Consider the following 25,345-nt stretch of genomic DNA (forward strand, 5'->3'; position numbering starts at 1 on the left):
CATGAAGCACGCTCCCGATCTGCTCCGCATCGCAACGGCGGGCAGCGTCGACGATGGCAAGTCCACTCTCGTCGGGCGTCTGCTCTACGACACGAAATCTGTTCTGGCAGACCAGATCGACGCCGTCACCAAGGCCTCGGTGGACCGCGGCCTTGATGGGCCCGACCTCTCGCTGCTCGTCGACGGTCTGCGCGCCGAGCGCGAGCAGGGCATCACCATCGACGTCGCGTACCGCTACTTCGCCACGCCCGCACGGTCTTTCGTGCTCGCCGACACCCCCGGCCACGTCCAATACACCCGCAACACGGTGTCCGGGGCGTCGACCGCACAGCTGGTGATCCTGCTCGTCGACGCCCGTAACGGCGTCGTCGCGCAGACCCGTCGGCATGCCGCGGTGATGGCGCTCCTGGGTGTTCCGCAACTCGTGTTGGCGGTCAACAAGATCGACCTCGTCGACGACCCGGCGTCGAAGTACGCCGCGATCGTCGAGGAGTTCAGCGCACTGACGCGCTCGCTGGGCTGGAGCGACGACGAGGTCACCACGATCCCGGTGTCGGCGCTGCACGGCGACAACGTCGCGAGCCGTTCGGCGAACACGCCGTACTACGACGGTCCGTCGCTGATCGAGCACCTGGAGTCGGTGCCGAATGTCACCGAGCACAACCATGGCCCGCTCGGTCTGCGTTTCCCGGTGCAGTACGTGATTCGGCCCCGCACCGCCGAATTCCCCGACTACCGCGGCTATGCGGGCCAGATCGCCGCCGGCGCAGTCAGTGTCGGCGACGAGGTGACCATACTGCCGTCGGGCACGCGTTCGCGGATCAAGCAGATCGACACCGCCGACGGGCCGCTTGCGACGGCGCACGCGGGACGCAGCGTGACCCTGCTGCTCGACGACGACGTCGACATCTCGCGCGGCGACGTGATCGCGGCGGCGACCGACGCACCCGAGCCGATCCAGCAGTTCAGCGCCACGGTGTGCTGGCTCGCCGACAAGCCGCTGCGACCGGGTGCCCGACTGCTGCTCAAACACGGCACCAAGACCACGCAGGCGATCATCGGCGGCCTCGACGCCCTGTTCGACGAACAGAACCTGGCACTGGTCGACGCGCCGGAGTCCTTGGAGCTCAACCACATCGGGCGGATCAGCGTGCAGACCGCCGAGCCGATCGCGGCTGACGACTACGCGACGAGCCGTGAGTCGGGCAGCTTCCTGCTGATCGACCCGCAGGGTGGCAACACCCTGGCCGCCGGCCTGGTCGGCGACGCGTTGGCGCCGTTGCACCTGTCGGTCGCGCAGCCCGCCTGAGATGACCGCTCCCGCACTGCTTCTCGTCGCGCACGGCAGTCGCGATCCCCGCTTCGCCGCGACCGCTGAGCGGGTGCGTTCGGCTGTCCGGACCGAATTGCCCGGCGTCACAGTCGGATTGAGCTATCTCGATCTGACTGAGCCGCTCGTCGGGGACGCGCTGTCGCAGCTCGCTGAGACCGTCGGCGACGTGGTCGTGGTGCCGTTGCTCTTCGGTGACGGTTACCACAGCAGATTCGACCTGCCGGCGATCATCTCTGCGGCAAAACGGCAACATCCCGCCCTGCACGCGGTGCAGACGCGCGTCGTCGGCGACACCTCGCTCGTTCCAGCGCTGGCTGCACGGTTGGATGAGGCGGGCCTTCGCGGCTCCGACGGTGTGGTGATGTGCGCCGTGGGGTCGTCGGACGCCGACTCGGATGCGCAGGCGCGGCGTCGGGGCGCGGAGCTCAGCGCACTGACTAGAGTACCCGTCGAGGTGGTGTTCGCGACGAAGTTGGGGCGAGCAGACGCCGAATTACGTAGGGCGGCAAGCAGACTGCGGTCCCAAGGCGCTCGGCGTATCGCCCTGAGTCCGTACTTCCTGTCGGCGGGACTGCTGACCGAGCGGGTCAACGAGAGACTACGTGCGCTGGAACCCGGCGTCGTAGTGGCCGGTGCCATCGGGGATCACCCGGCGTTGACCGCCGCCGTCGTCGAGCGGTTCGCTGCGGCTCGGCCAGTGGTCGACACCACGCTGGCCGTCACGGCTTCCTGAGGTACCTCGCTGGTTGAGCGTGGATCCGCTGATGGCACTCCCTCCGCTGGTTGAGCGTGTCGAAACCCGTGGATTGAGCGAGCGCAGCGAGTCGAAATCACCGTGGCACAACAGACTTGGCGCGACCCTCAGCTCGCCTGCCGATCGTGTGATCGTCTTCAGTCGAATGCACCCAGCAGGTGCATTCGCCGGTTGGGCTGATGGTGGCTGTCCTCGCCAGCCGCGACTCACCGAAATCCGTTGTGTCACCGTGGTTTCGACACGCTCGTCGCTAACGCTCCTCACGGCTCAACCAGCGGATAGGGCCTGCCGTCGGTGAATCCGACGCTCAACCACCGAATGGGACATCAGCGTTCGTCGTCGGTACGCAGAACGCTGTTGCGATAGTCGCGGGGCGGCTGGCCGTACTGACGCCGAAAGGCACGACTGAACGCCGCTTCGGAGTCGTACCCGACGGCGTGGGCGATCTGACTGGAAGGTGCCGAGGTGTTCCGCAGTTTTTCCGCGGCGACCATCAATCGGCGCTCGATGAGATAAGCCGCGGGCGAGAGCCCCACTTTCGCCCGGAACCGAGCCGCGAACGATGATCGTGACTGCTGGGTCAATCGCGCCAGATCGTCGACGCTCCATGGCTTCCCCGGCTCCCGGTGAATCACCTCCAGCGCGGGCGCGAGCTGCGCGTCCAAGGCCGCGGCGAGCGGTCCGCTTCCCGTCTTGGTCGACGACGACCACTCGCGTAGCGCGTGAATCAACAGCAGGTCGAGGATCCGGCCAATCATCACCGACGCTCCCGGTCGATGCGGTTCGATCTCGGCCACGAGCAGCTGGGCGGCCAACGGCTGCCACTCGTGCCCGGCGGCGGCTCGCACGACGACGATCGGCGGCAACTCGTCGAGTAGACCGGCACCGACGTCGGTCGCACGGTAGCTCCCAGTGACCCAGGCCGCCGCGGCGGGTGACACGCCATACCGGTCGCCCGCTCCGAGCGGTCGGGCTCGGCCGGCGGCGCCCGGTGAGACGACCTGATGCTGCACACCCCGCGCCAACAAACACAGGTCTCCCGCCGCCATCTCCACATCGGGGACGCCTGCACCCGCTATCACGATCGGAGCCTCGGCCAGATGAACCACCGGCCCGCCCGCGAAGATCGTCACGCGGAACGGGAGGGGCGGTGCCCACCGCGACGCCGCGACACCGCGCAGTGCGACCGCGCGAATGGTGTCGGAAAGTACGTCGGAACGATCATCGACCAGTAGGTCTGGAGGATCAGCAATATCTCGTGGATTCTCAGTCATGGATCTTGTCCGGATCGCCGAATACGGTCGACATGTCAGCCAAACGTACGCCGATCGACCGCAATCGGCGACAACTATCGAAGGAACCTGCCATGTCCACAATTCCCGCCATCGTATTGGTCCACGGCTTCTGGGGAGGTGCAGCCCACTGGGCCAACGTGATCGTCGAGCTGAGGAGGCGGGGCTACACCGACGTACACGCCGTCGAGAACCCGCTGACGTCACTCGCCGACGACGCCGCGCGCACTCGGCAGATGATCGCCCAGATCGACGGGCCGGTCCTGCTCGTCGGACACTCCTATGGCGGCGCGGTGATCACCGAGGCCGGTACCGCACCCAACGTCGTCGGACTGGTGTACATCGCAGCGTTCGCCCCGGACGCCGGCGAGAGCCCCGGCCAGATCACCGAGTCGAACCCGCCCGCGGCGTTCGAGAACATCGCGCCCGACTCCGACGGCTACCTGTGGGTCAAGCCGGACAAGTTCCACGAGAGTTTCGCCCAGGACCTCACCGAGGATGAAGCGTGGGTGATGGCCGTCACCCAGAAGGCTCCGCTCGGAAGCACCTTCGGCGACAACGTCACCGAGCCCGCGTGGCGGACCAGGCCGAGCTGGTATCAGGTGTCGCGCGACGACCGCATGATCAACCCAGACAATCAGCGCCGGATGGCCGGTCGCCTCGAAGCCCGCAAGGTCATCGAACTCGACGCAAGCCACGCTTCACTGGCGTCGAAGCCCGTCGAGGTCACCGACCTCATCGTCGAGGCAGCGGGAACCGTCGCAGGCAACTGACTGCCGGATCCCCGGGGAACCCGCGCACGCGAAATGATGAGGTTACCGAACCGATATCGGCGTCACCTTGTTACTGGTGGGGCAATTCGTGTTTAGTGTGAATATTGTGGCATCAATTCTTCGTCGTTCTCGCCTGCTCCGACGCGTCTGCACCGGTGCGTTCAGCGTTGGGGCAACCGTCGCGCTGACCGCTTCCCCGGCGTCGGCGAACATCCTGGGCGATATGGCAGGTGCGCTGGCACCGGCCGTCTCCGCCGGATCGTCGGACTTCGGTCTGCAAGATCTGCTGAAGCGGTTGTTTCCGGACAGCGGTGGCACCACGGGTAAGACGCGGTGCACCTCGGTGATCCAGATCGGTGACTCGACGTCGGTCGCGGCCGACAACGCGAGCATGCTCGCGGGCGCCGCGAACACGGCTTCGGCGCAGTACAAGCGGGTCGGCGCGACGTCGGTGACCGTCGATGCGGTCAGCGGCCGCGCCGTCGTCGGGGGTCCGTCCCCAGATGCGGAGCACGCCGTCGCATCCCGGCTCGCCGCCGGCGCTCGGGGCTGCTGGGTCATCGCGATGGGCGTCAACGATTCCGGGGCGATCAGCTCGGGCAGTTCGGTCACCGCCGACCAACGCATCGCGCGGATCATGACTCAGCTAAGCGGTCAACCGGTGCTGTGGCCGACGGTGATGTCGTCGAATCCAGCCAAGCCGGCATTCAACGCAGCAGCGATGAACACCTTCAACGACGCGCTGCGTCGGGCCGCCGGCCGGTATAGCAACCTCGCCGTCTACGACTGGGCAGGCGCCGCGAAACCCAACCTGTATGCCGGCGACGGGATCCACTACACCGCGGCCGGGACGACCGAACGCAACAAGCGGTTCGCCGACGCACTGGCCGCGTCCTATCCGTCCGGCGCCGTCGGCGCTACACCGACGGCGGCGTGGATCCGGTAGGGATCAGATCGGGCACGTGATGTTTGTGTCGCGCTTACCGGTCACGGCCTGACGCAGTCCGTCGGCGACCGCGTCGGCGTAGAGATAGGTTCCCTTGCCCTGCGGGTGAACACCGTCGCCGCGCAGGTACTGCTGATGGGTCGCCGCCTCCTGACACCACGGCGCGAGGTAGACGTTCGGATGTCGCGGCGCATAGCGCAGCACCTGCCGGGCAGCCTGCGGGATCCCGTCGACGGGACCGTAGGGCACCAACAGCACGATTTCGTGGCCCGGCCCGATCTCCTTCAGGATCCGATCGAGTTGACCGTCGAAGGCCTGACCGTTCGTACCGAAGCCCAGTACCACGTACTTGCGCAAGGTACCCCGCGCGGCCAAGTTGTTGATCACCGTTTCACCGCCGGTGTAGTGCCGCGACACCTCGGCATCGATGTACATGCGCGGGAAGCGAAACAGCAGGGCCTGCGACGACGCGAGCATCACCGAGTCGCCGATGCCGGTGATCTCGTATCCCTCGGGCAGAGTCCGCGTCGGCGCGGCGGGCTTGGGCGGCGGAAGCGCCGCGGCCGCCGCATTCGCCTGCTGCTGCAGTTGTGCGAGTCGATCGAGACTCTGCTCCAGTTCCGACTTCTCCGGGCTGCGGCCCAACGCCGAGCCCGCGAGCATGGTGACCACCAACAGCAGCGCGACGATCGCACCCGGCACGATCGCCTTCGACGCCCCGGCCAGCCACGCGATGACACCGCGCAGGCCACGACGTCGGAAGGGCGTCTCGATGTACCGGTAGGACAGCTCGGACAAGGCCAGAGCGACGATTACCGCGATCGCGCCGACCAGCCAGCCGGGCCACCGCAGGTCGTCGGGTCCGTCGCCGCCGAGTAGGTTGCGCGCGAACACCATGATCGGCCAGTGCCACAGGTAGAGGCTGAACGAGCGCGCGCCGAACCACCGCAGGGCGTCCAGGCGAAGCACCCAGACGATCGGTCCGGTCCCACCCAGCGCGCTGAAAATCACCACCGCGGTCAGCAGCGACGCACCGACCAACCCGCCGAGGTAGGTCAGCGCCGCGGTGTCGGGCAACGCGAAAAGTGCGACGACAAGGGTCACGAAGGCGAGGGTCGCGATGGTCCACGACGCGATCTCCACGCGTCGTCCGCGCGGTGCTCCGGGCCAGGAGTGCTCGACGTCGGCCGTCGCCGAAGTGACGAGCAACGCCAGCGCGGCGCCCGCCAGCAGACCGAAGGCGTGGGTGTCGGTGCCGAAGTAGATCCGGCTCGGGTCGGTGGCCGAGTCGTAGAGGAGCGCCATCGCGGTCGCCGACGCGGCGCCCAGGCCGACCGCCAGCGCTGCCGCGCCCCAGAGTCGGACACGCAACTTCTGCTTGCGCAGCAGCCACATCACGCCGAAGAACACCAATGGCCACACGACGTAGAACTGCTCTTCGATCGCCAGTGACCAGTAGTGCATGAAGATCTGCGGGGTGGTGTCGGCGAAGTAACTGTGCGACTCGGCGATCTGCTCCCAGTTGTTCACGAAGAACAGCGAGCTGAGGAATTGCGGCACCAGTTGCACCGCGACATCGCCGCCGATCAACCCGGCAGCCGCGGTACCGACCAGCAAGACGGTGATCGCCGCGGGCAGAATACGGCGCGCACGACGCCGCCAGAATCCGCTCAGCGACGTCGTGCCGGTCGCACCGAATTCGCGGACCAGCAGCGATGTGATGAGAAACCCGGACAGCACGAAGAAGATGTCGACACCGAGATACCCGCCCCGCATGACATTGCCGAAGCAGTGGTAGACGACCACCGAGATGACCGCGATGCCACGCAGGCCGTCGAGCGCCAAGACACGGCGAATACCGCCCGGACCGCGTACCGGTTCGGGTTGAGACTCGACCTTCGTCTCGGAGGGTGCCTCAGCCGTCGGTGGCGAATCGGTCTTGAGCGCCGTTCCGACGAGACCCATCGGCTTCGTCACCGGCTCGGTTGCCGCCGTGCCGAAAACCAAGCGCTCGGTGACCGCCTCCGACTCGGCAGCCATGACGGCGACGGGCAGCCGCTCGGTCACCGTCTCATCGTCGGCCGTGGGCTCCGCGGCAACCTCGGAAGAAGCTTCGACGTCGGCGTCCGACTCGGGCTCGGCCTCCGGTGCGGTGTCCGACGTGGTGTCGGCGTCTGGCTCGACAGTGGCGTCGGCGTCGGCTTCCGGTTCGACGTCGACGTCTGGCGCGACAGCGACGTCAGCGGCGGCGTCCGATTCGGCCTCGACGTCGGCGGCAGGTTCAGCGCCCGCCTCTAGGTCAACGTCGGCGTCCAGTTCGGCGTTTGCCGCCACGGGCGCTTCATCGTCCGACTCCGGATCCGCGTCCGCGACGACTCCACCGTCGGATACTGCTTCAGCGTCCGGTTCCGCTTCGTCTGACTCGAGCTCCTCTGACTCGAGCGCGGCCTTCGAATCGACCTCGACGTGGGCCACAGACTCGTCAGCCGCGGACTCGTCGTCGGTCGCCGAGTCGGCCTCCGACTCCGTGTCTGCCGCTACATCTGCCTCTGGTTCACCGTGGGCCTCAGCATCACCATCAGTCTCAATCTCAACGTCAGACTCAGCGTCCGATTCGCCGCTATTAGCCGACTCGTCGTCCGACTCCGCGTCAGCGGCGGACTCGTCTCCCGCGGCCGACTCGGACTCGTCATCGAGGTCGACGTCCGACTGGGCGACAGGCGCCGCGTTCTCGGCGGCGACGTCGTCGACAGTCTCGTCATCGCCGACGTCCTCGGCGGACTCGTCGTCGGCGTCCCGCACGGCCGGCTTGGGTTCGAAGTGCCGGCGACGGCCGCGAAGATGCGGGAATGCCGCGTCACGCTGGGACGACTCGTTGATCGGAGTCAGTGAGTCGTCGATCTCCGGGTGCTCGACGTGGCCCGGGCGCTCCTCCTGCTCGACCTGCTCCCCGCTATGCGGAGCCGACGACGACGAACGGGTGGTGATCGGCACAGGGCTCCTGTCATGTCGCGCGCGGCAGCCAGACCGTGACGACACAGTCGTGACGGGCCACGAGGTTTCGGATTTCCCTACGATTTTAGTGGGCCGACGCCGTAGCGCGAATTCGAGTGAGATGTTTCACCCGATCAGTGGACGGACCAAATGCAGCAGCGGCGTCTCCCGTCGCCCCCACGGGAGCGAGCGGAAACGCCGCTGGATACTCGCCTAAGCGCTGATCTCCGGTACCTTCGTCGCGCGGGCGTAGACCTCCTCGCCGGTACGTAGCCCCAGTGCGTTGGCATCGCCGCGGGTGACCTGCGCGAGAAATTCCTCGCCGGTCGCGGTGGCCACGAGATCGACGCGGGTCTCGAAGCCGAGGTGCACGACGCGCTGCACGGTGGCCTTGATGACGCCGGTGTCCAGCTCGGCGTCGAGCGACGGCCACGCCAGTTCGGGAGTGCGTCCGAGCCGGATGTCGTGCGGGCGGACCAATTCGCCGTTGACCCGCACGGTCGAGCCGAGGAAGGACGCGACGAAGACGTTGGCAGGGCGATCGTAGAGGTCGTCCGGTGTACCGATCTGCTCGATGCGCCCCTTGTTGAGGACGGCGATGCGATCGGACACGTCGAGCGCCTCCTGCTGGTCGTGGGTAACCAGCACCGTGGTCACGTGGACCTCATCGTGCAAGCGCCGCAACCACTTTCGAAGGTCTTCCCGGACCTTCGCGTCGAGCGCGCCGAACGGCTCGTCGAGCAGCAGCACCTTGGGATCCACCGCGAGGGCCCGCGCGAGGGCCATACGCTGACGCTGTCCACCCGACAGCTGAGCCGGGAAACGACGCTGGAATCCGACGAGCCCGACGATCTCCAACAGTTCGTCGACCTTCGCCTCGACTTCGGCCTTCGGCTTCTTGCGGATCTTCAGCCCGAATGCGACGTTGTCGCGTACCGACAGGTGTTTGAACGCGGCATAGTGCTGGAACACGAAGCCGATGTCACGCTGCTGCGGCGAGGCATGAGTGACGTCTTTTCCGTTGATCTCGATGCTGCCGGAGTCCAGCGAGTCCAGGCCGGCGATCGAACGCAGCAGCGTCGACTTGCCGGAGCCGGACGGGCCGAGCAACGACGTCAACGACCCTTCGGGGATATCGATGGACACATTGTCGAGCGCGGCGAAGTCACCGTAGTGCTTGTTCGCGCCGGTAACCGAGATGGACATTTACACGCCTTCTTTCACAAGCGAAGCAGTGGACCCGGGCACGCGCACCGGCAGGGATTCGGGGGCGGGGCCGGCGTTGAGCTCGGCTTCCTCCCCGTCGACGTAGGAGTAGCTGGCCTCGGCGTAGCGCAGTTTGCTGCGACGTTCGATGAAGGTCATCGCGACCAGGACCAGCACGGCGACGAACATCAGCAGCGTCGCCGCCGAGTAGGCGCCGTACTCGTTGTAATCGTCGGTGTAGCGCGACGACACCAACAGAGTCAGCGTCTGGGAGATGCCGGGGTAGTTCGACGACACCATGGTCACCGCACCGTATTCACCGAGCGCACGCGCGACGGTCAGCACCACGCCGTAGGTCAGGCCCCACTTGATGGCGGGCAGGGTGATCAGCCAGAACGTCTGGCGGCCATTGGCACCCAGGGTGGCCGCGGCCTGCTCTTGTTCGGTGCCGATCTCGCGCAGCACCGGCTCGACCTCGCGCACGACGAAGGGCAGCGTGACGAACAGCGTCGCGAGGACCAGACCCGGGAATCCGAAAATGATGCGGAAGCCGAGGTTCTCCACCCCGCCGAACCAACCGCCGTAGCCCCACAGGGCGATCAGCGAGACGCCGACGACGACCGGCGACACCGCGAACGGCAAGTCGACGACGGCCTGCAGGATGCCCTTGCCGGGGAACTTGCCACGGGCCAGCGCCAACGCGGTCGCGACACCGAAGACGACATTGAGCGGCACGACGATCACGACGATGAGCAGCGAGAGTTGCAGCGCTGAGATGGCGGCCGGAGTGGTGATCCAGTCCCAGAACTGCACGATGCCGTGCTCGAACGAACGCCAGAGGATCAGCCCCACCGGGACCAGCAGCAGGATGAACAGGTAGATCAGCGCGATCGCGCGCAGCAGGTACTTCGACAGCGGTGACGTTTTCATGTCACTGCTCCTCTCGGCGTGATTGGCGGCGGCTGACCAGACGCAGCAACAACAGTGCGACGAAGGCGATCAGCAGCAGGACCACCGAGATCGCGGCGGCGTCGACCGGCTCGTCGATCTCCAGTTGCTGCTGGATGTACTGCGAGGCGACCTGTGTCTTGCCGGGGATGTTGCCGCCGATCAGGACGACTGATCCGAACTCGCCGATCGCGCGGGTGAACGCCAGACCGGCGCCGGTGAGAATCGACGGCAGCAGCGCGGGCACGACGATCTTCCACCAGATGGTCCAGTTCGACGCCCCCAGCACGGCGGCGGCTTCTTCGACGTCGGTGTCGAGCTCGATGAGCACCGGCTGCACCTGACGCACGACGAAGGGCAGCGTGACGAAGGTCAGCGCGATGACCAGCGCCGGCTGGGTCGCGTTGAGCTTGATGTCGATCGGGCTGTTCGGGCCGTACAGCGACAGCAGCACCAGGCTGGCGACGATGGTCGGCAATGCGAACGGAAGGTCGATGATGGCGTTGACGACCCCCTTGCCACGGAAGTCGTCACGCACCAGGACCCACGCGATGAGGGTGCCGAACAGCACGTTGATGAGCGCGACGACGACTGACACCTCGACGGTGATCAGCAGGGCGTCGACGGCGTCGGAGGCGGTGATCGCGTCCCAGAAGCCACCCCAGCCGGAGCCGAACGCCTGTACGGCGATTGCGGCCAGCGGCAAGAGCACGATGACGGTGAGCCACAGGCCGGCGACACCGATGCCGAGCGGACTGACCCCGCGGAAGGTGCGGGACCGGAATCCGCCGTCGTCGGATCGGGGTGCGGGCGCCGCCGTATCGGGTAGTGCCTGCGTGGTCATTGTTTTCCTCCGTTGGCGTAGATCTTGGTGATCGCGCCCTTCTGGCCGAACAGCTTGGCGTCCACTGCCTTCCAGCCGGTCAGGTCTTTGCCGTCGTTCTGGGCCGCGGTGCCCGCACCGAGAACCTTGCCCAGTTCCTTGATGGTCCAGATCTTCTCTGGGTTGCCGGGGAACAGCGCTTTGGTTTCGGCGACGATCGACGGAACCACCGGACGGAAGCCCTGCTGGGCCCAGAGTCGTTGTGCTTCATCGGTGAACAGGAAGCTGACGAATGCCTTGGCGCCCGCGACGTCGTCGCTGGTGTTTACCACCGCGACGGGATTCTCGATCTTGAAGGTCTGCGGCGGAATGATGTAGTCGACCTTGGCATTGTCCGGTGCGGTCGCATTGTTGCGTTTGAGCATGATCGCTTCGTTCTCGTAGCTGATCAGTACGTCGCCCTGGCCCTGCTCGAAGGTGGTGGTGGCTTCACGACCCGACTTCGGTTGCACGCGAACGTGATCGCGAACCAGATCAGCGAGGTAGGCCAGGCCAGCCTTGTTGTCGACGCCGCCCTTGCTCTTCTGCGCGTACGGCGCGAGCAGGTTCCACTTGGCCGAACCGGAACTGCCCGGGTTGGGGGTCACCACTTCGACGCCCGGCTTGAGCAGGTCGTCCCAGGTGTGGATGTTCTTCGGGTTGCCCTTGCGGACCACCAGCGCGACCACCGAACCGAACGGGATGCTGTTGTTGGGTGCCTGCTTCTTCCAGTCCTCGTCGACGACCCCCTCTTTCACCAACCGCGTGACGTCGGGCTCGACGGAGAAGTTCACGACGTCGGCGGGCACGCGACGTGCGACTTTGCGCGACTGGTCGCCCGACGCCCCGTAGGACTGCGAGAAGCCGATGTCGCGGCCGGCGTCGGTCTTGCGGAACGCGGGGATGATCACGTCGAAGCCCGGCTTGGGAGTCGCGTACGCGACGAGGTTGAGGTGGCGTGAGCCGCTGGAGATGTCGGCGCCGCCCGGAGTGTCGGTGGAGCCGCCGCCGCAAGCACTGATCACCCCCACGCCCAGGACCGCGGCGCAGAGCAGTACTACTGCCCTGACCACCGCGGAAACACCTGTGGTGTGCTTCACGTTCGGACCTCCATCTGTTGTGGTTGTTTCGAGCGCACCGCCGCACACGGTGCACGTCCTAGCGAAAAAACGCTAACAACCAAACAGGCGACCCGACACCGGCCGCGACCGGCCTGGTTCTAAGGGGTTGGTCCCCAGCGGGTGTTGTGCTATCTCGTCAGAAGCCAGGCGAGGAGTACAAGGATGACCAACGCGATCAGCGCTATCGTTACCCGTGACTTGATCATCGTCACAACCCCGATCCGTCGTCGTCGGCGAAACTGCGCCGATCGAATACCCGTGAACCCATGGTGACCAGCCAATTCAGCACGATTGCGGCCACCACCGCCACCGGAACCACCACCGCGAGGGTGACCAGCAACTGCGGCACGAACGACAACGCCGTCAGCCATTCCTCGACGCCGTCCCACCACGTCACAAAACCGCTCATGCCGGCCCGCCTTCCGTCGAGAACTTTCGTTCAAGGTGATTAAAAGAACGGCTTTCGACGGTCATGACGCGAGCCCTCGCCTACGCAGCAACGGTTCGACGTCCGCCGCCCGCCCGAGCAACCGTTGATGGCTGCTGATCGGCTCGACGCTGTCGCCCCGGCTCAGCGTCGACTCGACGAATTCTCGCCCGTTCGCGCGGGTCAGCCCGCCCGAGTTGAGAAACCACTGTTCGGTCTCGGCGTCGAGCACCTCCGACCAGATGTAACTGTAGTAACCGGCCGAATACCCACCCGCGAAGATGTGGTTGAAATAGGCGCTGCGGTAGCGCGGCGGGATGAGCGGGTCGCCGAGTCCGGCGCGCTCGAGTGCGTCGGACTCGAACGCCGCGAGGTCGCCGATCTCCGACGCCTGGGCCGCGGTGAGTCGATGCCAGGCGAGGTCGAGGACCGCGGCGGCCAGGTACTCGATGGTCGAGTGGGCGCTTTCGGTCTTGCCGGCGGCGCGGGCGGCGTCGGCGAGTTCGGCGGGGATCGGCGCACCGGTCCGATGATGTCGGGCGTAGTGACTCAAGACATCGGGGTGCAGCGCCCACATCTCGTTGACCTGCGACGGGAATTCGACGAAGTCGCGCGGTACCGACGTTCCCGACTGCGACGGATAGCGCACCGCCGAGAGCAGCCCGTGCAGTGTGTGGCCGAACTCGTGGAACAGGGTGATCAGCTGGTCGGTCGACAGCAGCGCGGGCTGGCCCTCGGCCGGTTTGGGCACGTTGAGGACGTTGACGATGACCGGCAACTGCCCCAACAGCGTCGACTGGTCGACAATGCTGTTCATCCACGCGCCACCCCGCTTGGAAGGCCGCGCGTAGAAGTCGCCGAGGTATAGGCCGATTCCGGTATCGGTGTCGTCGAAGACTTCCCACACGCGGACATCCGGGTGGTAGGCCCGCAGGTCGGGACGCGGCTCGAAACGCAATCCGTAGAGCTGTCCGGCGGCGTAGAAGACGCCGTCGGAGAGTACGGTGTCGAGTTCGCAGTAGTCGGCGAAATCATCAAGGGGCACAGCCGAATCCGCCTGTCGAGCCTGGGCCAGCCAGTACGTGACGTCGGACGGAGCAAGCTCGGCGCCGGCGAGATCGGCCAGCCGGGCGAGTTCCCGACGGCCCGCCTCGACCGCCGCGCTCGACAGCCGCTCCAGCAACGCCGACACCGCGTCGGCGTCCGGGGCGGTCTCCTCGGCGATCACGTACTCGGCGTGATCGGCGTAGCCGAGCAGCTCGGCTCGGCGCGCGCGCAGCGCGACGATCTCCCGGATCGACGCCGACGTGTCGTAGTCGTTGCCGCGCGCACCCCGGTTCATCGACGCGGAGAAGATTCGTTGCCGCGCAGCGGGATTCACCAGCGACGCGACCGACGACTGGCTAGTCGGCAGTTCCAGCGCGATCAGGTACGTGCCGTCGGGATGACCGGCGTCGGCGGCCGCGCGTGCCGCTGCGGCGATCTCACCGGCGGACAATCCCTCCAGATCACCGGCGTCGTCGAACAGCACCGCCGACGCGTTGGCGTCGTCGAGGATGAACTGCCCCACCTGGGTGGTGAGATAGGCCAGGCGCGAGGATATTTCGCGCATCTCCTGCTGTCCGGCGTCGTCCAGGCCGGCGCCCGCGCGGATGGCCTCCCGGTAACGCTTGTCGAGCAGACGCTGCTGATCTTCGTCGAGCCGCAGCCGCGCCGAGTCCCGATGCAACTGTTCGACCCGGTCGAAAAGCTTGGCGTTCAACGAGATCGCGTTGCCGTGGTCGGTGAGCTTCGTCGACAGCACCTGAGCGATCTCATTGCGCCTCGGGTTGGTGTCGGGGCCGACGAGGTTGAAGAAGATACCCATGCACCGGGTCAGCGCGCCACCCGAACGTTCCAGTGCCTCAATGGTATTGGCGAAGGTGGGCGGCTGCGGATCGTCGGCGACGGCGTCCACCTCCTGGCGGTGCGAGGCCATCGCGGCGTCGAACGCCGGCAGGAAGTCGTCGTCGGCGATCGACGCGAAATCCGGTAGCCCGTACGCGAGGTCGTGGTGTGCGAGTACCGAATTATCCTGCGGCATAAGCTATTTTCCCTTCGGCTTGTCGCCGACGGCGTCGGAGCTCAGCGCGGCGACGAATGCCTCCTGTGGCACCTCGACGCGTCCGATGGTCTTCATGCGCTTCTTGCCTTCTTTCTGCTTCTCCAGCAGTTTGCGCTTACGGCTGATGTCGCCGCCGTAGCATTTGGCGAGCACGTCCTTGCGGATCGCGCGGATGTTCTCGCGCGCAATGATCTTGGAGCCGATGGCCGCCTGAATCGGCACCTCGAACTGCTGGCGGGGAATCAGTTCGCGCAGCTTGGTGGTCATCTTGTTGCCGTAGCCGTAGGCCGCGTCGCGGTGCACGATGGCGCTGAACGCATCGACGGCCTCGCCCTGCAGCAGGATGTCGACTTTGACCAGGTCGGCCTCCGCCTCGCCTGCCTCTTCGTAGTCGAGACTCGCGTAGCCGCGCGTCCGCGACTTCAGGGCGTCGAAGAAGTCGAAGATGATCTCGGCCATCGGCAGCGTGTAACGCAGTTCGACACGGGTTTCGGACAGATAGTCCATGCCGCCGAGCTCGCCCCGACGCTGCTGGCACAACTCCATGATGGTGCCGACGAATTCGCTCGGCGCGATGACCGTCGTCTTGGTGATCGGTTCCCAGATCTCCTTCGACTTGCCGTCCGGCCAGTCCGACGGATTGGTGACGACGTGCTCGGTACCGTCTTCCATGACGACCCGGTACACCACGTTGGGGGCGGTCGAGATGAGGTTGAGGCCGAACTCGCGTTCGAGCCGCTCACGGGTGATCTCCATGTGCAGCAGGCCGAGGAAGCCGCAGCGGAAACCGAAGCCGAGTGCCACCGACGTCTCCGGCTCGAAGGTGAGCGCGGCGTCGTTGAGCTGCAGCTTTTCCAGCGCCTCGCGTAGCACCGGATAGTCGGAGCCGTCGAGCGGGTACAACCCCGAGAACACCATCGGCCGCGGCTCCCGGTAACCGGTGAGCGCCTCGGAAGCGCCGTTGCGCGCGGTGGTCACGGTGTCACCGACCTTGGACTGCCGCACGTCTTTCACACCGGTGATGAGGTAGCCCACCTCGCCGACGCCGAGTCCTCTGGTGGGTTTCGGCTCGGGCGACACGATGCCGACCTCCAGCAACTCGTGGGTCGCGCCGGTGGACATCATCTGGATCTTCTCGCGCGGCACGATCTTTCCGTCGACCACGCGGACATAGGTGACGACGCCGCGGTAGGTGTCGTAGACGGAGTCGAAGATCATCGCGCGGGCGGGCGCATCGGAATCGCCGACGGGCGCGGGAATCTGAGCGACCACGGCGTCGAGCAGTTCGCCGACGCCGACGCCGGTCTTTCCGGAGACACGCAGCACATCGTCGGGTTCGCACCCGACGATGTGGGCGATCTCCGCGGCGTACCGATCCGGATCGGCTGCGGGCAGATCGATTTTGTTCAGCACCGGGATGATCGTGAGATCGTTCTCCATCGCCAGGTACAGGTTGGCGAGCGTCTGGGCTTCGATGCCCTGCGCGGCGTCGACCAGCAGGACCGCACCCTCACACGCTTCGAGGGCGCGGCTGACTTCGTAGGTGAAGTCGACGTGGCCGGGTGTGTCGATCAAGTGCATCACGTAGTCGGTGGTGACGCCGTCGGCGTCGGTGACCTGCCACGGCAGGCGGACGTTCTGCGCCTTGATGGTGATGCCGCGCTCGCGCTCGATGTCCATCCGGTCGAGGTACTGCGCGCGCATGGCCCGCTCCTCGACGACCCCGGTGAGCTGCAGCATCCGGTCGGCGAGCGTCGATTTGCCGTGGTCGATGTGGGCGATGATGCAGAAGTTCCGGATCCGGTCGGGATCGGTGAACGTCGTGTCGGCGAAACTGGAAATGCTCTTGCTCCCTAACAGTTGTGCGCGGCCCGTTCGCCTCGCTCCCGGCGTCGTCCGGGCAGATGCTTCCAGTTTCTCATGAGTCGGCGTCGGCGGGCGGCAGTGGTCGGTTCGAGATGAGTAGGGTTGGCGACCATGAGTGCCGACTCGGGAGTGGATATCGTCGTCGACGACGATGTGGCCGCCAGCGTCCAGCGTCCCGAGGGACCGGCGATCGGCGTCGTCGTGCTGGCTCACGGCGCGGGCGGAAATCGTGACGCGGCGATATTGCGCGGTTACGCCGACGCGTTCGTCGAGCGGGACATCGCGGTGGCCCGCATCGACCTGCCGTATCGCCGACGTCGCCCGAAGGGGCCGCCTAGTCCGTCGACCGCCGCCGACGACCGGGAAGGGATCGCCGCCGCCTGCGAGCGGTTCCGCGGACTGTCGGCCGGACCGCTCGTCGTCGGCGGGCACTCGTACGGCGGCCGACAGGCGTCGATGCTCATCGCCGACGACCCGTCGCATGCCGCCGGGCTGTTCCTCAGCTCCTATCCGCTGCATCCGCCGGGCAAGCCGGAGCGGATGCGCACCGAGCATCTGCCGTCGATCACGGTGCCCACGTTGGTGATTCACGGCAGCAGCGACCCGTTCGCGACACCGGAGGAATTGACCGAGGCCATCGGATTGATCGACGCACCCACCGAAATCGTCACCGTCAAGGCACCGCACAGCCTCAACCCGACACGAACCGGCGTCGTGCGACTCGCGGTCGACGCAGCGTGCTCATTCCTGTTCGAGGGTAATTCGATCGACGGATAGGGAGGCGGCATGACAGCTTTGTCGCCTTAGTATTTTCTCATGATCACACGTCGCCTTCTCGCCGCTTTCGTCCTCGCCCTCGCAATCGCCGCGGGCGCAACCACTCTCACCCCGGCCGCGCCCGCGTCCGCCGCTCAATACAACTGGGGCGCCATCGCCTACGACTGGAACGGTCGTACCGCATGGGCCGTCAACTACGCGAGCGAGCCTGCCGCTCGCTACGCGGTGAAGGCCCGCTGCGGTTCGCAGTGCGGATACTTCACCTTCTACAACTCGTGCGGCGCCGTCGCCTACACCTCGGATCGACGCCACTCGGCGTGGGCCCGTGGCTACTCGACACGAGGAGGCGCTGAGCGAGCGGCCTTGAGCCGCCTCAGCGGTCCCAAGTACGTTGCGGCGTATGCCTGCACATCCCGCTAACCGTAACTCCTACCCCCAGACGGCTCCGACCGCCGACTTCGCCCGGGTCATCTCGTACGCGCCAGATCTAGACGGCGCCGCCGACCCGGGCGAAGTCGTGTGGACATGGGTCCCATTCGAGGATGATCCGACGCAGGGCAAGGACCGCCCGGTGCTGGTCGTCGGCCGCGGCACCGACGACCTGCTCGGTTTGATGTTGTCCAGCAAGGACTATCACCGCAGCGACGCGGACTGGTTCGCCCTGGGCCCAGGCGTATGGGACCGGGAAGGTCGGGACAGCTACGTGCGACTCGACCGGGTACTGATCGTCGCCGAGCATGGCATACGACGTGAGGGCGCGATCCTGGAGCGCCGGCGCTTCGATCAGATAGCGCGGGAGTTGTGCGAACGTTACGGGTGGTCGGTGTAGGGCGGCCGCCTTTTGGAGTGCCGAACCAGCTCGCGAGTTCGGTGTAACCCGCTCCCCGAGTGCCGAACGAGCTCGCGAGTTCGGTGTAACCCCCGCTCCCCGAGTGCCGAACGAGCTCGCGAGTTCGGCCCATCCCCGCTCCCCGAGTGCCGAACGAGCTCGCGAGTTCGGTGTAACGAGGGGACCGCAACCCGAAAGCCCAACGCGCCCAGCACCTTCCACCACCGGATGCACCTACTGCGTGTGCGGCTGAAGATCATCACCACGATCGGAACGCGAGACAAGCGTTCGCGTGTAATCTATTGTGCCACAAGTTGTTTCGATACGGACCTCGGCTAGCGCTACTTCGACTCGGCTAGCGCCTCGCTCAGCACGGCGCTCGGACCGGCTCAACCAGCGAAATGGGTCCACCGTCCGCGAATCCGGGCCGAGTACCGAACGAGCCGGCGTAACTCCCGCTCCCCGAGTGCCGAACGAGCTCGCGAGTTCGGTGTAACGAGGGGACCGCAACCCAAGAACCCAACGCGCCCAGCACCTTCCACCACCGGATGCACCTACTGCGTGTGCGGCTGAAGATCATCACCACGATCGGAACGCGAGACAAGCGTTCGCGTGTAATCTATTGTGCCACAAGTTGTTTCGATACGGACCTCGGCTAGCGCTACTTCGACTCGGCTAGCGCCTCGCTCAGCACGGCGCTCGGACCGGCTCAACCAGCAAGAGGGGGTGCCATCGGCGGATCCGGGCCGAGTACCGAACGAGCCGGCGAGTCCAACCCACCCCCGCTCCCCGAGTGCCGGACGAGCCCGCGAATTCGGCGCACCGACCCTCGACGCTCCTCCCCCGGCGGACGACGATGACTCAAGATCCTGTGCCCAGCCAATCTCCGAACTACACAAACATGGCGTCGTCCTCACATGCGACGCAAGCCGAAACGCACCCGAACAACACCTGTCGAGACGCGCGTTCCGAACTCCACCTGCCTCTATTTCACATAAACATCGTTCAACGTCACCATCGACAACTTACGCTCCCGAATGATCTCCGCCAATTGTCCGTAAACGTGCGTCACCGCGGGATGATTCGCGTGCCCGATGATGATGGAGTTCGAATGAAAATACTGTCGCGCACAATGAACGAGGTATTTCTCGGTGATCACACCGGAATCCGACAATGACCCGTACCAAAGGGCCGGCGTCGAATATCCATGATCGGCTGCGACTTTGTCGACGACCTCGTTGTGAAACCCGTACGGCGGGCGATAGTACGGTGTGCCGTCGACGCCGTAGGTGTTGCGCAAAAATGTCTTCGTCTTCGACAGTTGTTCAGCGACCGCAATCTCTGACAAGCCCGTCAAATCCGGGTGATCCCACGTATGATTTCCGAGTTGAATCTGACCGGATTCGACGAGGGGCTTCAATTCGGCGGCGTGATCACGCCAGCTGTCGTTGCATGCGGTGACGAAGAAGGTGAATCGCGCTCCGGTGTCTTTCGCAAACTTCACATACGCTCCGACGACTTCGCTGCTCGTGCCGTCGTCGATCGTCAGGGCGATCGGGTGACCGGGTACGCCGTCGAGCCGCGTCAAAGTACCGGCGGGGCGTTTGACGGGAGGTCCGGGCGTCGATGTCAGTGCGACGGGCGTCGGTACGGCAGTCGTCGGTGCGAGTTGCTTCGACGCCGCCACCGACGACGACACCCCGACCAGTTGCGGCGACGTCGTCGGTTCAGTTGCGCATCCACTGATCGCAGCGACCGACCCCGCCGCGAGCATCGTCATAAATGTTCGACGGTCCACATCTTGGCAACTTACTGTCTGCGACCTTCAGATTCGCTGAAGACATGGCGAACATCACACGTCGATTATCTTCGCAGGTCAGATAACTAACCTAAGCAATTGCGCCCCAATTCACGCCAACCGAGTTATCTCCACGACGACGTCGAGATCCGACGCCCCGCCGCCGGTATAGATGCCTTTGAGCGGCGGCACGTCGGAGTAGTCGCGCCCGACGCCCACGCCGATGTGCAGTTCGGTGATCGACTTGTTGTTGGTCGGGTCGATGCCCCACCATGCGCCGGTCCAGGCCTCCACCCACGCGTGACTCTCGCCTTCGACCGCCTCGCCGATCTCCGCCACCGCCTTCGGGTGCAGGTATCCCGAGACGTAGCGCGCCGGAATGCCGAGACTCCTCAGCATCAGCAGCGTCAGATGCGCATAGTCCTGGCAGACGCCCTTGCGTTCCTTCCACGCCTCGACGGCGGTGGTGTGCACGCCGGTGGTCCCTGGAACGTAGTCCATCTCGGCGTGCACCCACTTGGCGACGGCGGTCACCGCGTCAGCCGGGCTGAGCCCCTTGGTGATCCGTTTCGCCGTCGCCGCCAGCGCACGGTTCTTCGGGACATATGTCGTGGGCGTGAGCATTTCGTCGTAGCGATCCAGAACGAAGTCGCTGCGCAGATCGTCCCAGTCGGTGCCGGCCGCGACCTCGGGCAGTTCCTCGTTCTCCGTTTCGACCACCGACGTCCCCGACACTTCGAGTTCTTCATGCGGCGCATGCAGGTCGAAGGCGGTGACCACGGTGCCGAAATAGTCGGTGTAGCGATACTGCCTCGACGCCGGGGCGGTCTCGACGCGGTCGACGATCACGTTCTGCCGGTTGTCATTTCGCGGAGTGAGCCGAGCCTCGTTGAACGACGAGGTGACCGGGCCGTTGTAGGCGAAGCCGGTGGCGTGCACGATCCGCAGGCGCGCGGTCATCGAACCTCCTGAACAGTCGGCCGCGCGTTGGCGTCGGCCCACGCGACGTACTGTGAGATGTGGAAATTATCGGCCGCGATGGATTCGCTGACGGCGCGGCAGGTGGCTTGGATGTCGAGCAGCCGCGATTCCAGATCGACGAGCAGCCGGCCCGGTTCGAGGAATTCCAGTGAACTGCGTGCCCGACCCAGCATCATCAACGCGCTCGACTGTTCACCGACGCGGCTCGGTCGCTTCTCCAATTCCGCGAGATTGACTTCGGCGACGCGCAGCGCGTGAAAGATCGACCGCGGGAACAAACGATCCAGGACCATGAATTCGACGACGTTCTCGGCGTCGAGCAAGCCCCGATAGGTACGCAGGTAGGTGTCGTGCGCACCCGCCGAGACCAAGACACTGACCCACGACGGCGAACTGTTGCGGTCACCCGCACGCGAGAGCAGCATGCGAACCGTCATGTCGACGCGTTCGACGGAGCGCCCCACCAGCAGGTAGCGGTAGCCGTCGTCGTGCGAGAGCGTCGCGTCGGCCAGCCCGGCGAACATCGCGGCGCGGTTCTTGACGTAGGCGAGGTACTCGTGCGGCCCCAAACGGCGGGCCCGGCGCTCGGCGTCGGACAGTCCGTTGTAGGTGCTGTTGAGGCACTCCCACATCTCGCTGGACGTGACTTCCCTTGCACCGCGGGCATTTTCACGTGCCGAGGAGATAAGGTCGGCGATCGACCCGGTGACGTCGCGGTCGTAGGCGAGGTATTCCGCGAGCGACCAGACGTCCCAGTCGGCCGATGCGTCCGGGTCGAACCCGAGGACCGCCAGGACCAGACGGGCGGCGCGGTTCGGGTCGGCCGTCGGCTCTTCCAGGAGCTGATGAACGGCGACGTCGAGGATGCGGGCGATGTCGTCGGCCCGCTCGACGTATCGTCCGATCCAGTACAGCGATTCGGCATTACGCGCCAACACCGCGATCACCTCCCACACGTGCGTTCTGCTGTTGTTGCTGCTGTTGCTGCGACGCCGAGAAATCCGGACCCGACGCCGCGGGCTGCGGCTGTTTGACGGCCGACTCGGCGACCACCTTGTCGTCGTCGTTTTCGGCTTCCCGCGGCGCGGTTCGCGACGCCAGAACCCAGGTGTCCTTCGATCCGCCGCCCTGGCTGGAGTTGACGACGAGCGATCCCTCCGGCAGTGCGACGCGCGTCAGGCCGCCGGGCAGCACCCAGACCGAGTCGCCGTCGTTGACGGCGAATGGCCGCAGGTCGATGTGCCGCGGCACCAGGGCGTCGCCGATCTTGGTGGGCGTCGTCGACAACTGCACCACCGGCTGCGCGATCCAGCCGCGGGGGTTGTTGCGGATCTTGCGGGTGAGCGTCGCCAGTTCGTCTGCGGTGGCCTCTGGCCCGAAGACGATTCCGTAGCCGCCGGATCCGTCGACCGGCTTGACGACGAGTTCCTCGATGCGGTCGAGCACTTCTTCACACTCGGCGTCGAGCCAGCAGCGCAGGGTGTCGACGTTGGCCAGCGACGGCTTCTCGCCAAGGTAGTACTCAATGATCTCCGGGACGTAGGTGTAGATCAATTTGTCGTCCGCGACGCCATTGCCGACGGCGCTGGAGATCACGACGTTGCCCGCTCGAGCCGCGTTGACCAGACCTGCGACACCCAGCATCGAGTCGGGACGGAACTGCATCGGGTCGAGGAACTCGTCGTCGATGCGGCGGTAGATCACGTCGACGCGCTGCTCGCCGTCGGTGGTGCGCATGTAGACGACGTTGTCGCGGCAGAACAGGTCACGGCCTTCGACGAGTTCGACGCCCATCTGCCGTGCGAGCAGCGAATGCTCGAAGTAGGCGGAGTTGGCGACGCCGGGCGTGAGCACGACGACGGTGGGGTCGGATTCGTTGACGACGGCGGCCTTGCGCAGCGCGCGAAGCAGGTGGCTCGGGTAGTCGGCGACCGGCCGGACCCGGTAGGAGGAGAACAGATCCGGGAACACCCGGGCCATCGTGCGCCGGTTGGTCATCACGTAGGACACGCCGGACGGTGAGCGGACGTTGTCTTCGAGGACGCGGAATTCGCCCTTCTCGTCACGGATCAGGTCGATTCCCGCGACGTGGATGCGGACGCCGTTGGGCGGGCGGATGTTGGCGGCTTGCCGGTGAAAGTGCTCGCAGGAGACCACGAGTCGCTTGGGCACGACGCCGTCGCGCAAGATCTGCTGGTCGCCGTAGACGTCGTCGAGGAACATCTCCAGCGCGGCAACCCGTTGTGCGATACCGGTTTCCAGCTTCGACCATTCTGCGGCGGAGAGCACGCGCGGCACGACGTCGAGCGGGAACGGCCGTTCCTTGCCGGAGAGCGAGAAGGTGATGCCTTGGTCGATGAAGGCGCGTCCGAGGGCATCGACGCGGTTCTGGATGTCGCTGCTGTCGGTCTCCGACATCGCCCGCAGCACACCCCGGTACGGTGCCCGGACTCCGCCCGAGGCGTCGAACATCTCGTCATAGGCGGCCGATGCGCGCGGCTCGCCCTGCGCGTATGCCGCGAAGATGTCGGTCGTGTCGAGGCCGTCCGGCGTCGATTTCTCCCTAGTCGTTTTCGCCCGCTTCGCTGGGGGTTTGACCTTGGTTGCTGCTGGTGCGGTCGCGGCGTTCATCGGCTTATCGTGCTACAAAGTCCACCCCGCCGCATTGCAAACAGATTACGAACGTGTGACCGCGCCCCCGGGGTCGTCGGCTATCGGCGCACGGCGGCTGTCACACGACGTTGTGCGCGGCGAACGACGTTGCGCGCCTTAGTTTCCCACCGAGGACGTACTCGCGGCAGCGGAGCCCGCTGGACCAGCTCGGCGATGAGGTCAAGAGCCACGGTCAGCACTTCGTCCTGCGTCGGGCCGTCATGCGTCGAGGCTGACGATTCGGCTGCGACATCGAGGTCATCGAGGGTCCCGACGACGCTGTATCCGGCGTCGGCGACCGCGCCGATCATGCGCGACGCCTGTGCGGCGGCCCAATCTCGTTGTGCAGGTCCGAGTTCCGCCGGCGGCCCGGCGGCGTCGGCGAAGAGGATCTCGCCGATGAGCTGCCCTTTGACGATGCGTTCGTAGCGGGCCCAGTCAATGCTGTCCGGTTGCAGACGGTCGTTAAGGCGCCGGAGGAATTCGGTCTGCGTCGCCGACAGCGACGCGTTGGCAGTCGGGACGGTTTCGGTGAGTTGCGTGGCGTCGACGCCGAGTGCGAGGAGAAAGCGCTCCCACAGCGAGTCGCTCGAACCCTTCGCCGGGACCGTGACGATGTGGATGCGTTCGGCCGGTACGTACTGCTCCCATCGCTTGAGGATGGTGACGTAGTCCTGGAATTCCCAGAACGGACCTTCTTCGCCGACGGGCAGCGACGGATCGTCGGCGATCGCGGCGACGCGCTGCACGAATTCGTCCAGGCGTGCCCGACGCTGATTCTTCACGTTCTCCTGCCACACCGACGGCAGTTGCCTGCCGAGGTCGCGAACCGTCACCACAACGTGGATCTCGTCCGCGAAGGACAGGTCGCGTGTGAGTTGCCCCACTTGTTCGGCCGTCGCGGTAGCGAACAATTCGTGTGACAGCAGCGCGTTTCCGTTCCACGCACGCATCTGCGCGACCATCGTCGGCCACGCCTTCGCGTGTTCGGGATCAACCCAGTCGAGGTAGCGACCCGGCTGCAGGTGTACTGCCGCATGGAAGTGGTCGTCGATGGCGTTGCCGGGATAGAGCAGGTCAGCGACGCGCAGCGCGATGTCGCGGTTACGCCAGAGTCTGTCCTGCAGGTGCGTCGTCCCGGTCTTGGGCAGTCCGATGTGCACATAAACCGATGACATGGGTCAACCATACGATCACGCTGATCTCAATTCGCCGACCGCCCGACGACGCCGACGGCGATTTGGGCGTCACGCACTGTCAGGGTAAAGTGAATCGCTGACCGCCGAACCCCGGAATCCTCCGTGTGGGTTCGCATCAGCAACACTCAACACGAGCAACATGAAAAGGGTAGAAACGCGTGGCAAACATCAAGTCGCAGGTTAAGCGGATCCGCACCAACGAGGCGGCCCGTCGTCGCAACCAGTCGGCCAAGTCGGCGCTGCGCACCGCGATCCGTAACTTCCGCGAGGCCGTCGACGCCGGCGAGAAGGACAAGGCCGAGACCCTGCTGACCAGCACCAGCCGCCAGCTCGACAAGGCCGCATCGAAGGGCATCATCCACGCCAACCAGGCCGCCAACAAGAAGTCGGCGATGGCGCTGGCCGTCAACAAGCTCTGACGCTTTCCCAGAGTCTTTCTCGAACCTCAGTCTTTCCGAAACCCCGGTGACACGCCACGCTGTC

The 25,345-nt window shown here is 65.7% G+C and carries 22 protein-coding genes; 8 read left to right on the top strand and 14 right to left on the bottom strand.

Annotation, left to right across the window (positions count from 1 at the left end):
- Position 1: 1 nt before the first annotated feature.
- Together HH308_RS08625 and HH308_RS08630 are read left to right on the top strand one after the other, a co-directional pair.
- The gene (locus HH308_RS08625; RefSeq protein WP_170193783.1) at positions 2-1,309 is read left to right on the top strand and encodes a sulfate adenylyltransferase subunit 1; all 1,308 of its coding nucleotides are present in this window, start codon (positions 2-4) and stop codon (positions 1,307-1,309) included.
- Between the two features lies 1 nt (position 1,310).
- On the top strand, positions 1,311-2,066 hold the full coding sequence (locus HH308_RS08630; RefSeq protein WP_170193784.1) for a sirohydrochlorin chelatase: 756 nt from the start codon (positions 1,311-1,313) through the stop codon (positions 2,064-2,066).
- 347 nt (positions 2,067-2,413) lie between these two features.
- Here HH308_RS08630 and HH308_RS08635 read toward each other — a convergent pair whose 3' ends face one another.
- Positions 2,414-3,361: an AraC family transcriptional regulator gene (locus HH308_RS08635; protein WP_170193785.1), complete on the bottom strand. Its 948-nt coding sequence runs from the start codon at positions 3,359-3,361 to the stop codon at positions 2,414-2,416.
- Positions 3,362-3,453: 92 nt separating this feature from the next.
- On the opposite strand from HH308_RS08635, the gene HH308_RS08640 reads away from it, so the two are divergent.
- Positions 3,454-4,152 (top strand): alpha/beta hydrolase, encoded by a 699-nt coding sequence (locus tag HH308_RS08640; RefSeq protein ID WP_170193786.1) that lies wholly within the window; start codon positions 3,454-3,456, stop codon positions 4,150-4,152.
- Between the two features lie 106 nt (positions 4,153-4,258).
- Complete coding sequence (locus HH308_RS08645; RefSeq protein ID WP_312870482.1) at positions 4,259-5,098, top strand: SGNH/GDSL hydrolase family protein; 840 nt, start codon at positions 4,259-4,261, stop codon at positions 5,096-5,098.
- A gap of 3 nt (positions 5,099-5,101) precedes the next feature.
- Here HH308_RS08645 and HH308_RS08650 read toward each other — a convergent pair whose 3' ends face one another.
- The 8 genes from HH308_RS08650 to lepA form a co-directional block, all read right to left on the bottom strand.
- On the bottom strand, positions 5,102-8,092 hold the full coding sequence (locus HH308_RS08650) for an acyltransferase family protein (protein ID WP_312870483.1): 2,991 nt from the start codon (positions 8,090-8,092) through the stop codon (positions 5,102-5,104).
- 213 nt (positions 8,093-8,305) lie between these two features.
- Complete coding sequence (locus HH308_RS08655; protein ID WP_170193788.1) at positions 8,306-9,298, bottom strand: sulfate/molybdate ABC transporter ATP-binding protein; 993 nt, start codon at positions 9,296-9,298, stop codon at positions 8,306-8,308.
- Positions 9,299-10,228 carry a sulfate ABC transporter permease subunit CysW gene (gene cysW / locus HH308_RS08660; protein WP_170193789.1) on the bottom strand — a complete coding sequence of 310 codons (930 nt, stop codon included), beginning with the start codon at positions 10,226-10,228 and terminating at the stop codon, positions 9,299-9,301.
- 1 nt (position 10,229) lies between these two features.
- Positions 10,230-11,090, bottom strand: a complete 861-nt coding sequence (cysT, locus tag HH308_RS08665) for a sulfate ABC transporter permease subunit CysT (protein ID WP_170193790.1) — start codon at positions 11,088-11,090, stop codon at positions 10,230-10,232.
- Positions 11,087-12,181, bottom strand: a complete 1,095-nt coding sequence (locus HH308_RS08670) for a sulfate ABC transporter substrate-binding protein (protein ID WP_312870500.1) — start codon at positions 12,179-12,181, stop codon at positions 11,087-11,089. Before HH308_RS08670 ends, cysT begins: the two co-directional genes overlap by 4 nt.
- A gap of 256 nt (positions 12,182-12,437) precedes the next feature.
- Complete coding sequence (locus HH308_RS08675; protein WP_170193792.1) at positions 12,438-12,638, bottom strand: hypothetical protein; 201 nt, start codon at positions 12,636-12,638, stop codon at positions 12,438-12,440.
- Between the two features lie 61 nt (positions 12,639-12,699).
- Positions 12,700-14,739: a M3 family metallopeptidase gene (locus HH308_RS08680; RefSeq protein ID WP_170193793.1), complete on the bottom strand. Its 2,040-nt coding sequence runs from the start codon at positions 14,737-14,739 to the stop codon at positions 12,700-12,702.
- Positions 14,740-14,742: 3 nt separating this feature from the next.
- Entirely contained in the window at positions 14,743-16,620 is a 1,878-nt protein-coding gene (lepA, locus tag HH308_RS08685) for a translation elongation factor 4 (RefSeq protein ID WP_170193907.1), read from the bottom strand.
- Between the two features lie 117 nt (positions 16,621-16,737).
- Here lepA and HH308_RS08690 point away from each other — a divergent pair, with 117 nt between their 5' ends.
- From HH308_RS08690 to HH308_RS08700, 3 genes are read left to right on the top strand one after another with little or no spacing between them, the layout of a single operon-like run.
- Positions 16,738-17,403 carry an alpha/beta hydrolase family protein gene (locus HH308_RS08690; RefSeq protein WP_170193794.1) on the top strand — a complete coding sequence of 222 codons (666 nt, stop codon included), beginning with the start codon at positions 16,738-16,740 and terminating at the stop codon, positions 17,401-17,403.
- Between the two features lie 39 nt (positions 17,404-17,442).
- Complete coding sequence (locus HH308_RS08695) at positions 17,443-17,823, top strand: DUF4189 domain-containing protein (protein ID WP_170193795.1); 381 nt, start codon at positions 17,443-17,445, stop codon at positions 17,821-17,823.
- The gene (locus tag HH308_RS08700; protein ID WP_170193796.1) at positions 17,804-18,232 is read left to right on the top strand and encodes a type II toxin-antitoxin system PemK/MazF family toxin; all 429 of its coding nucleotides are present in this window, start codon (positions 17,804-17,806) and stop codon (positions 18,230-18,232) included. The genes HH308_RS08695 and HH308_RS08700 overlap by 20 nt, the downstream gene beginning before the upstream one ends.
- A 985-nt stretch (positions 18,233-19,217) precedes the next feature.
- On the opposite strand, the gene HH308_RS08705 is transcribed toward HH308_RS08700, so the two are convergent.
- The 5 genes from HH308_RS08705 to HH308_RS08725 form a co-directional block, all read right to left on the bottom strand.
- Positions 19,218-20,012, bottom strand: a complete 795-nt coding sequence (locus HH308_RS08705) for a polysaccharide deacetylase family protein (protein WP_170193797.1) — start codon at positions 20,010-20,012, stop codon at positions 19,218-19,220.
- Positions 20,013-20,141: 129 nt separating this feature from the next.
- Complete coding sequence (locus tag HH308_RS08710; RefSeq protein ID WP_170193798.1) at positions 20,142-20,990, bottom strand: transglutaminase family protein; 849 nt, start codon at positions 20,988-20,990, stop codon at positions 20,142-20,144.
- The gene (locus HH308_RS08715; RefSeq protein WP_170193799.1) at positions 20,987-21,949 is read right to left on the bottom strand and encodes an alpha-E domain-containing protein; all 963 of its coding nucleotides are present in this window, start codon (positions 21,947-21,949) and stop codon (positions 20,987-20,989) included. Before HH308_RS08715 ends, HH308_RS08710 begins: the two co-directional genes overlap by 4 nt.
- Complete coding sequence (locus HH308_RS08720; RefSeq protein WP_170193800.1) at positions 21,936-23,642, bottom strand: circularly permuted type 2 ATP-grasp protein; 1,707 nt, start codon at positions 23,640-23,642, stop codon at positions 21,936-21,938. The genes HH308_RS08715 and HH308_RS08720 overlap by 14 nt, the downstream gene beginning before the upstream one ends.
- Before the next feature lie 80 nt (positions 23,643-23,722).
- On the bottom strand, positions 23,723-24,841 hold the full coding sequence (locus HH308_RS08725) for a sulfotransferase family protein (RefSeq protein WP_170193801.1): 1,119 nt from the start codon (positions 24,839-24,841) through the stop codon (positions 23,723-23,725).
- A 179-nt stretch (positions 24,842-25,020) separates the two neighbouring features.
- Between HH308_RS08725 and rpsT the strand changes: the two genes are divergently transcribed.
- On the top strand, positions 25,021-25,281 hold the full coding sequence (rpsT, locus tag HH308_RS08730) for a 30S ribosomal protein S20 (RefSeq protein WP_170193802.1): 261 nt from the start codon (positions 25,021-25,023) through the stop codon (positions 25,279-25,281).
- The last annotated feature ends 64 nt before the right edge of the window (positions 25,282-25,345 follow it).

Source organism: Gordonia asplenii, assembly GCF_012933505.1.
GTDB classification, from domain to species: domain Bacteria; phylum Actinomycetota; class Actinomycetes; order Mycobacteriales; family Mycobacteriaceae; genus Gordonia; species Gordonia asplenii.

Excerpts from the sequence above, each read along its gene's own strand:
- HH308_RS08690 (WP_170193794.1), top strand. The coding sequence starts at position 16,738 with ATGAGTGCCGACTCGGGAGTGGATATCGTCGTCGACGACGATGTGGCC.
- cysT (WP_170193790.1), bottom strand. The coding sequence starts at position 11,090 with ATGACCACGCAGGCACTACCCGATACGGCGGCGCCCGCACCCCGATCC.
- HH308_RS08725 (WP_170193801.1), bottom strand. The coding sequence starts at position 24,841 with ATGTCATCGGTTTATGTGCACATCGGACTGCCCAAGACCGGGACGACG.
- HH308_RS08655 (WP_170193788.1), bottom strand. The coding sequence starts at position 9,298 with ATGTCCATCTCGGTTACCGGCGCGAACAAGCACTACGGTGACTTCGCC.
- HH308_RS08625 (WP_170193783.1), top strand. The coding sequence starts at position 2 with ATGAAGCACGCTCCCGATCTGCTCCGCATCGCAACGGCGGGCAGCGTC.
- HH308_RS08705 (WP_170193797.1), bottom strand. The coding sequence starts at position 20,012 with ATGACGATGCTCGCGGCGGGGTCGGTCGCTGCGATCAGTGGATGCGCA.
- cysW (WP_170193789.1), bottom strand. The coding sequence starts at position 10,228 with ATGAAAACGTCACCGCTGTCGAAGTACCTGCTGCGCGCGATCGCGCTG.
- HH308_RS08680 (WP_170193793.1), bottom strand. The coding sequence starts at position 14,739 with ATGCCGCAGGATAATTCGGTACTCGCACACCACGACCTCGCGTACGGG.
- HH308_RS08630 (WP_170193784.1), top strand. The coding sequence starts at position 1,311 with ATGACCGCTCCCGCACTGCTTCTCGTCGCGCACGGCAGTCGCGATCCC.
- HH308_RS08635 (WP_170193785.1), bottom strand. The coding sequence starts at position 3,361 with ATGACTGAGAATCCACGAGATATTGCTGATCCTCCAGACCTACTGGTC.
- HH308_RS08695 (WP_170193795.1), top strand. The coding sequence starts at position 17,443 with ATGATCACACGTCGCCTTCTCGCCGCTTTCGTCCTCGCCCTCGCAATC.
- HH308_RS08720 (WP_170193800.1), bottom strand. The coding sequence starts at position 23,642 with ATGAACGCCGCGACCGCACCAGCAGCAACCAAGGTCAAACCCCCAGCG.
- HH308_RS08700 (WP_170193796.1), top strand. The coding sequence starts at position 17,804 with ATGCCTGCACATCCCGCTAACCGTAACTCCTACCCCCAGACGGCTCCG.
- HH308_RS08640 (WP_170193786.1), top strand. The coding sequence starts at position 3,454 with ATGTCCACAATTCCCGCCATCGTATTGGTCCACGGCTTCTGGGGAGGT.
- HH308_RS08675 (WP_170193792.1), bottom strand. The coding sequence starts at position 12,638 with ATGAGCGGTTTTGTGACGTGGTGGGACGGCGTCGAGGAATGGCTGACG.
- HH308_RS08710 (WP_170193798.1), bottom strand. The coding sequence starts at position 20,990 with ATGACCGCGCGCCTGCGGATCGTGCACGCCACCGGCTTCGCCTACAAC.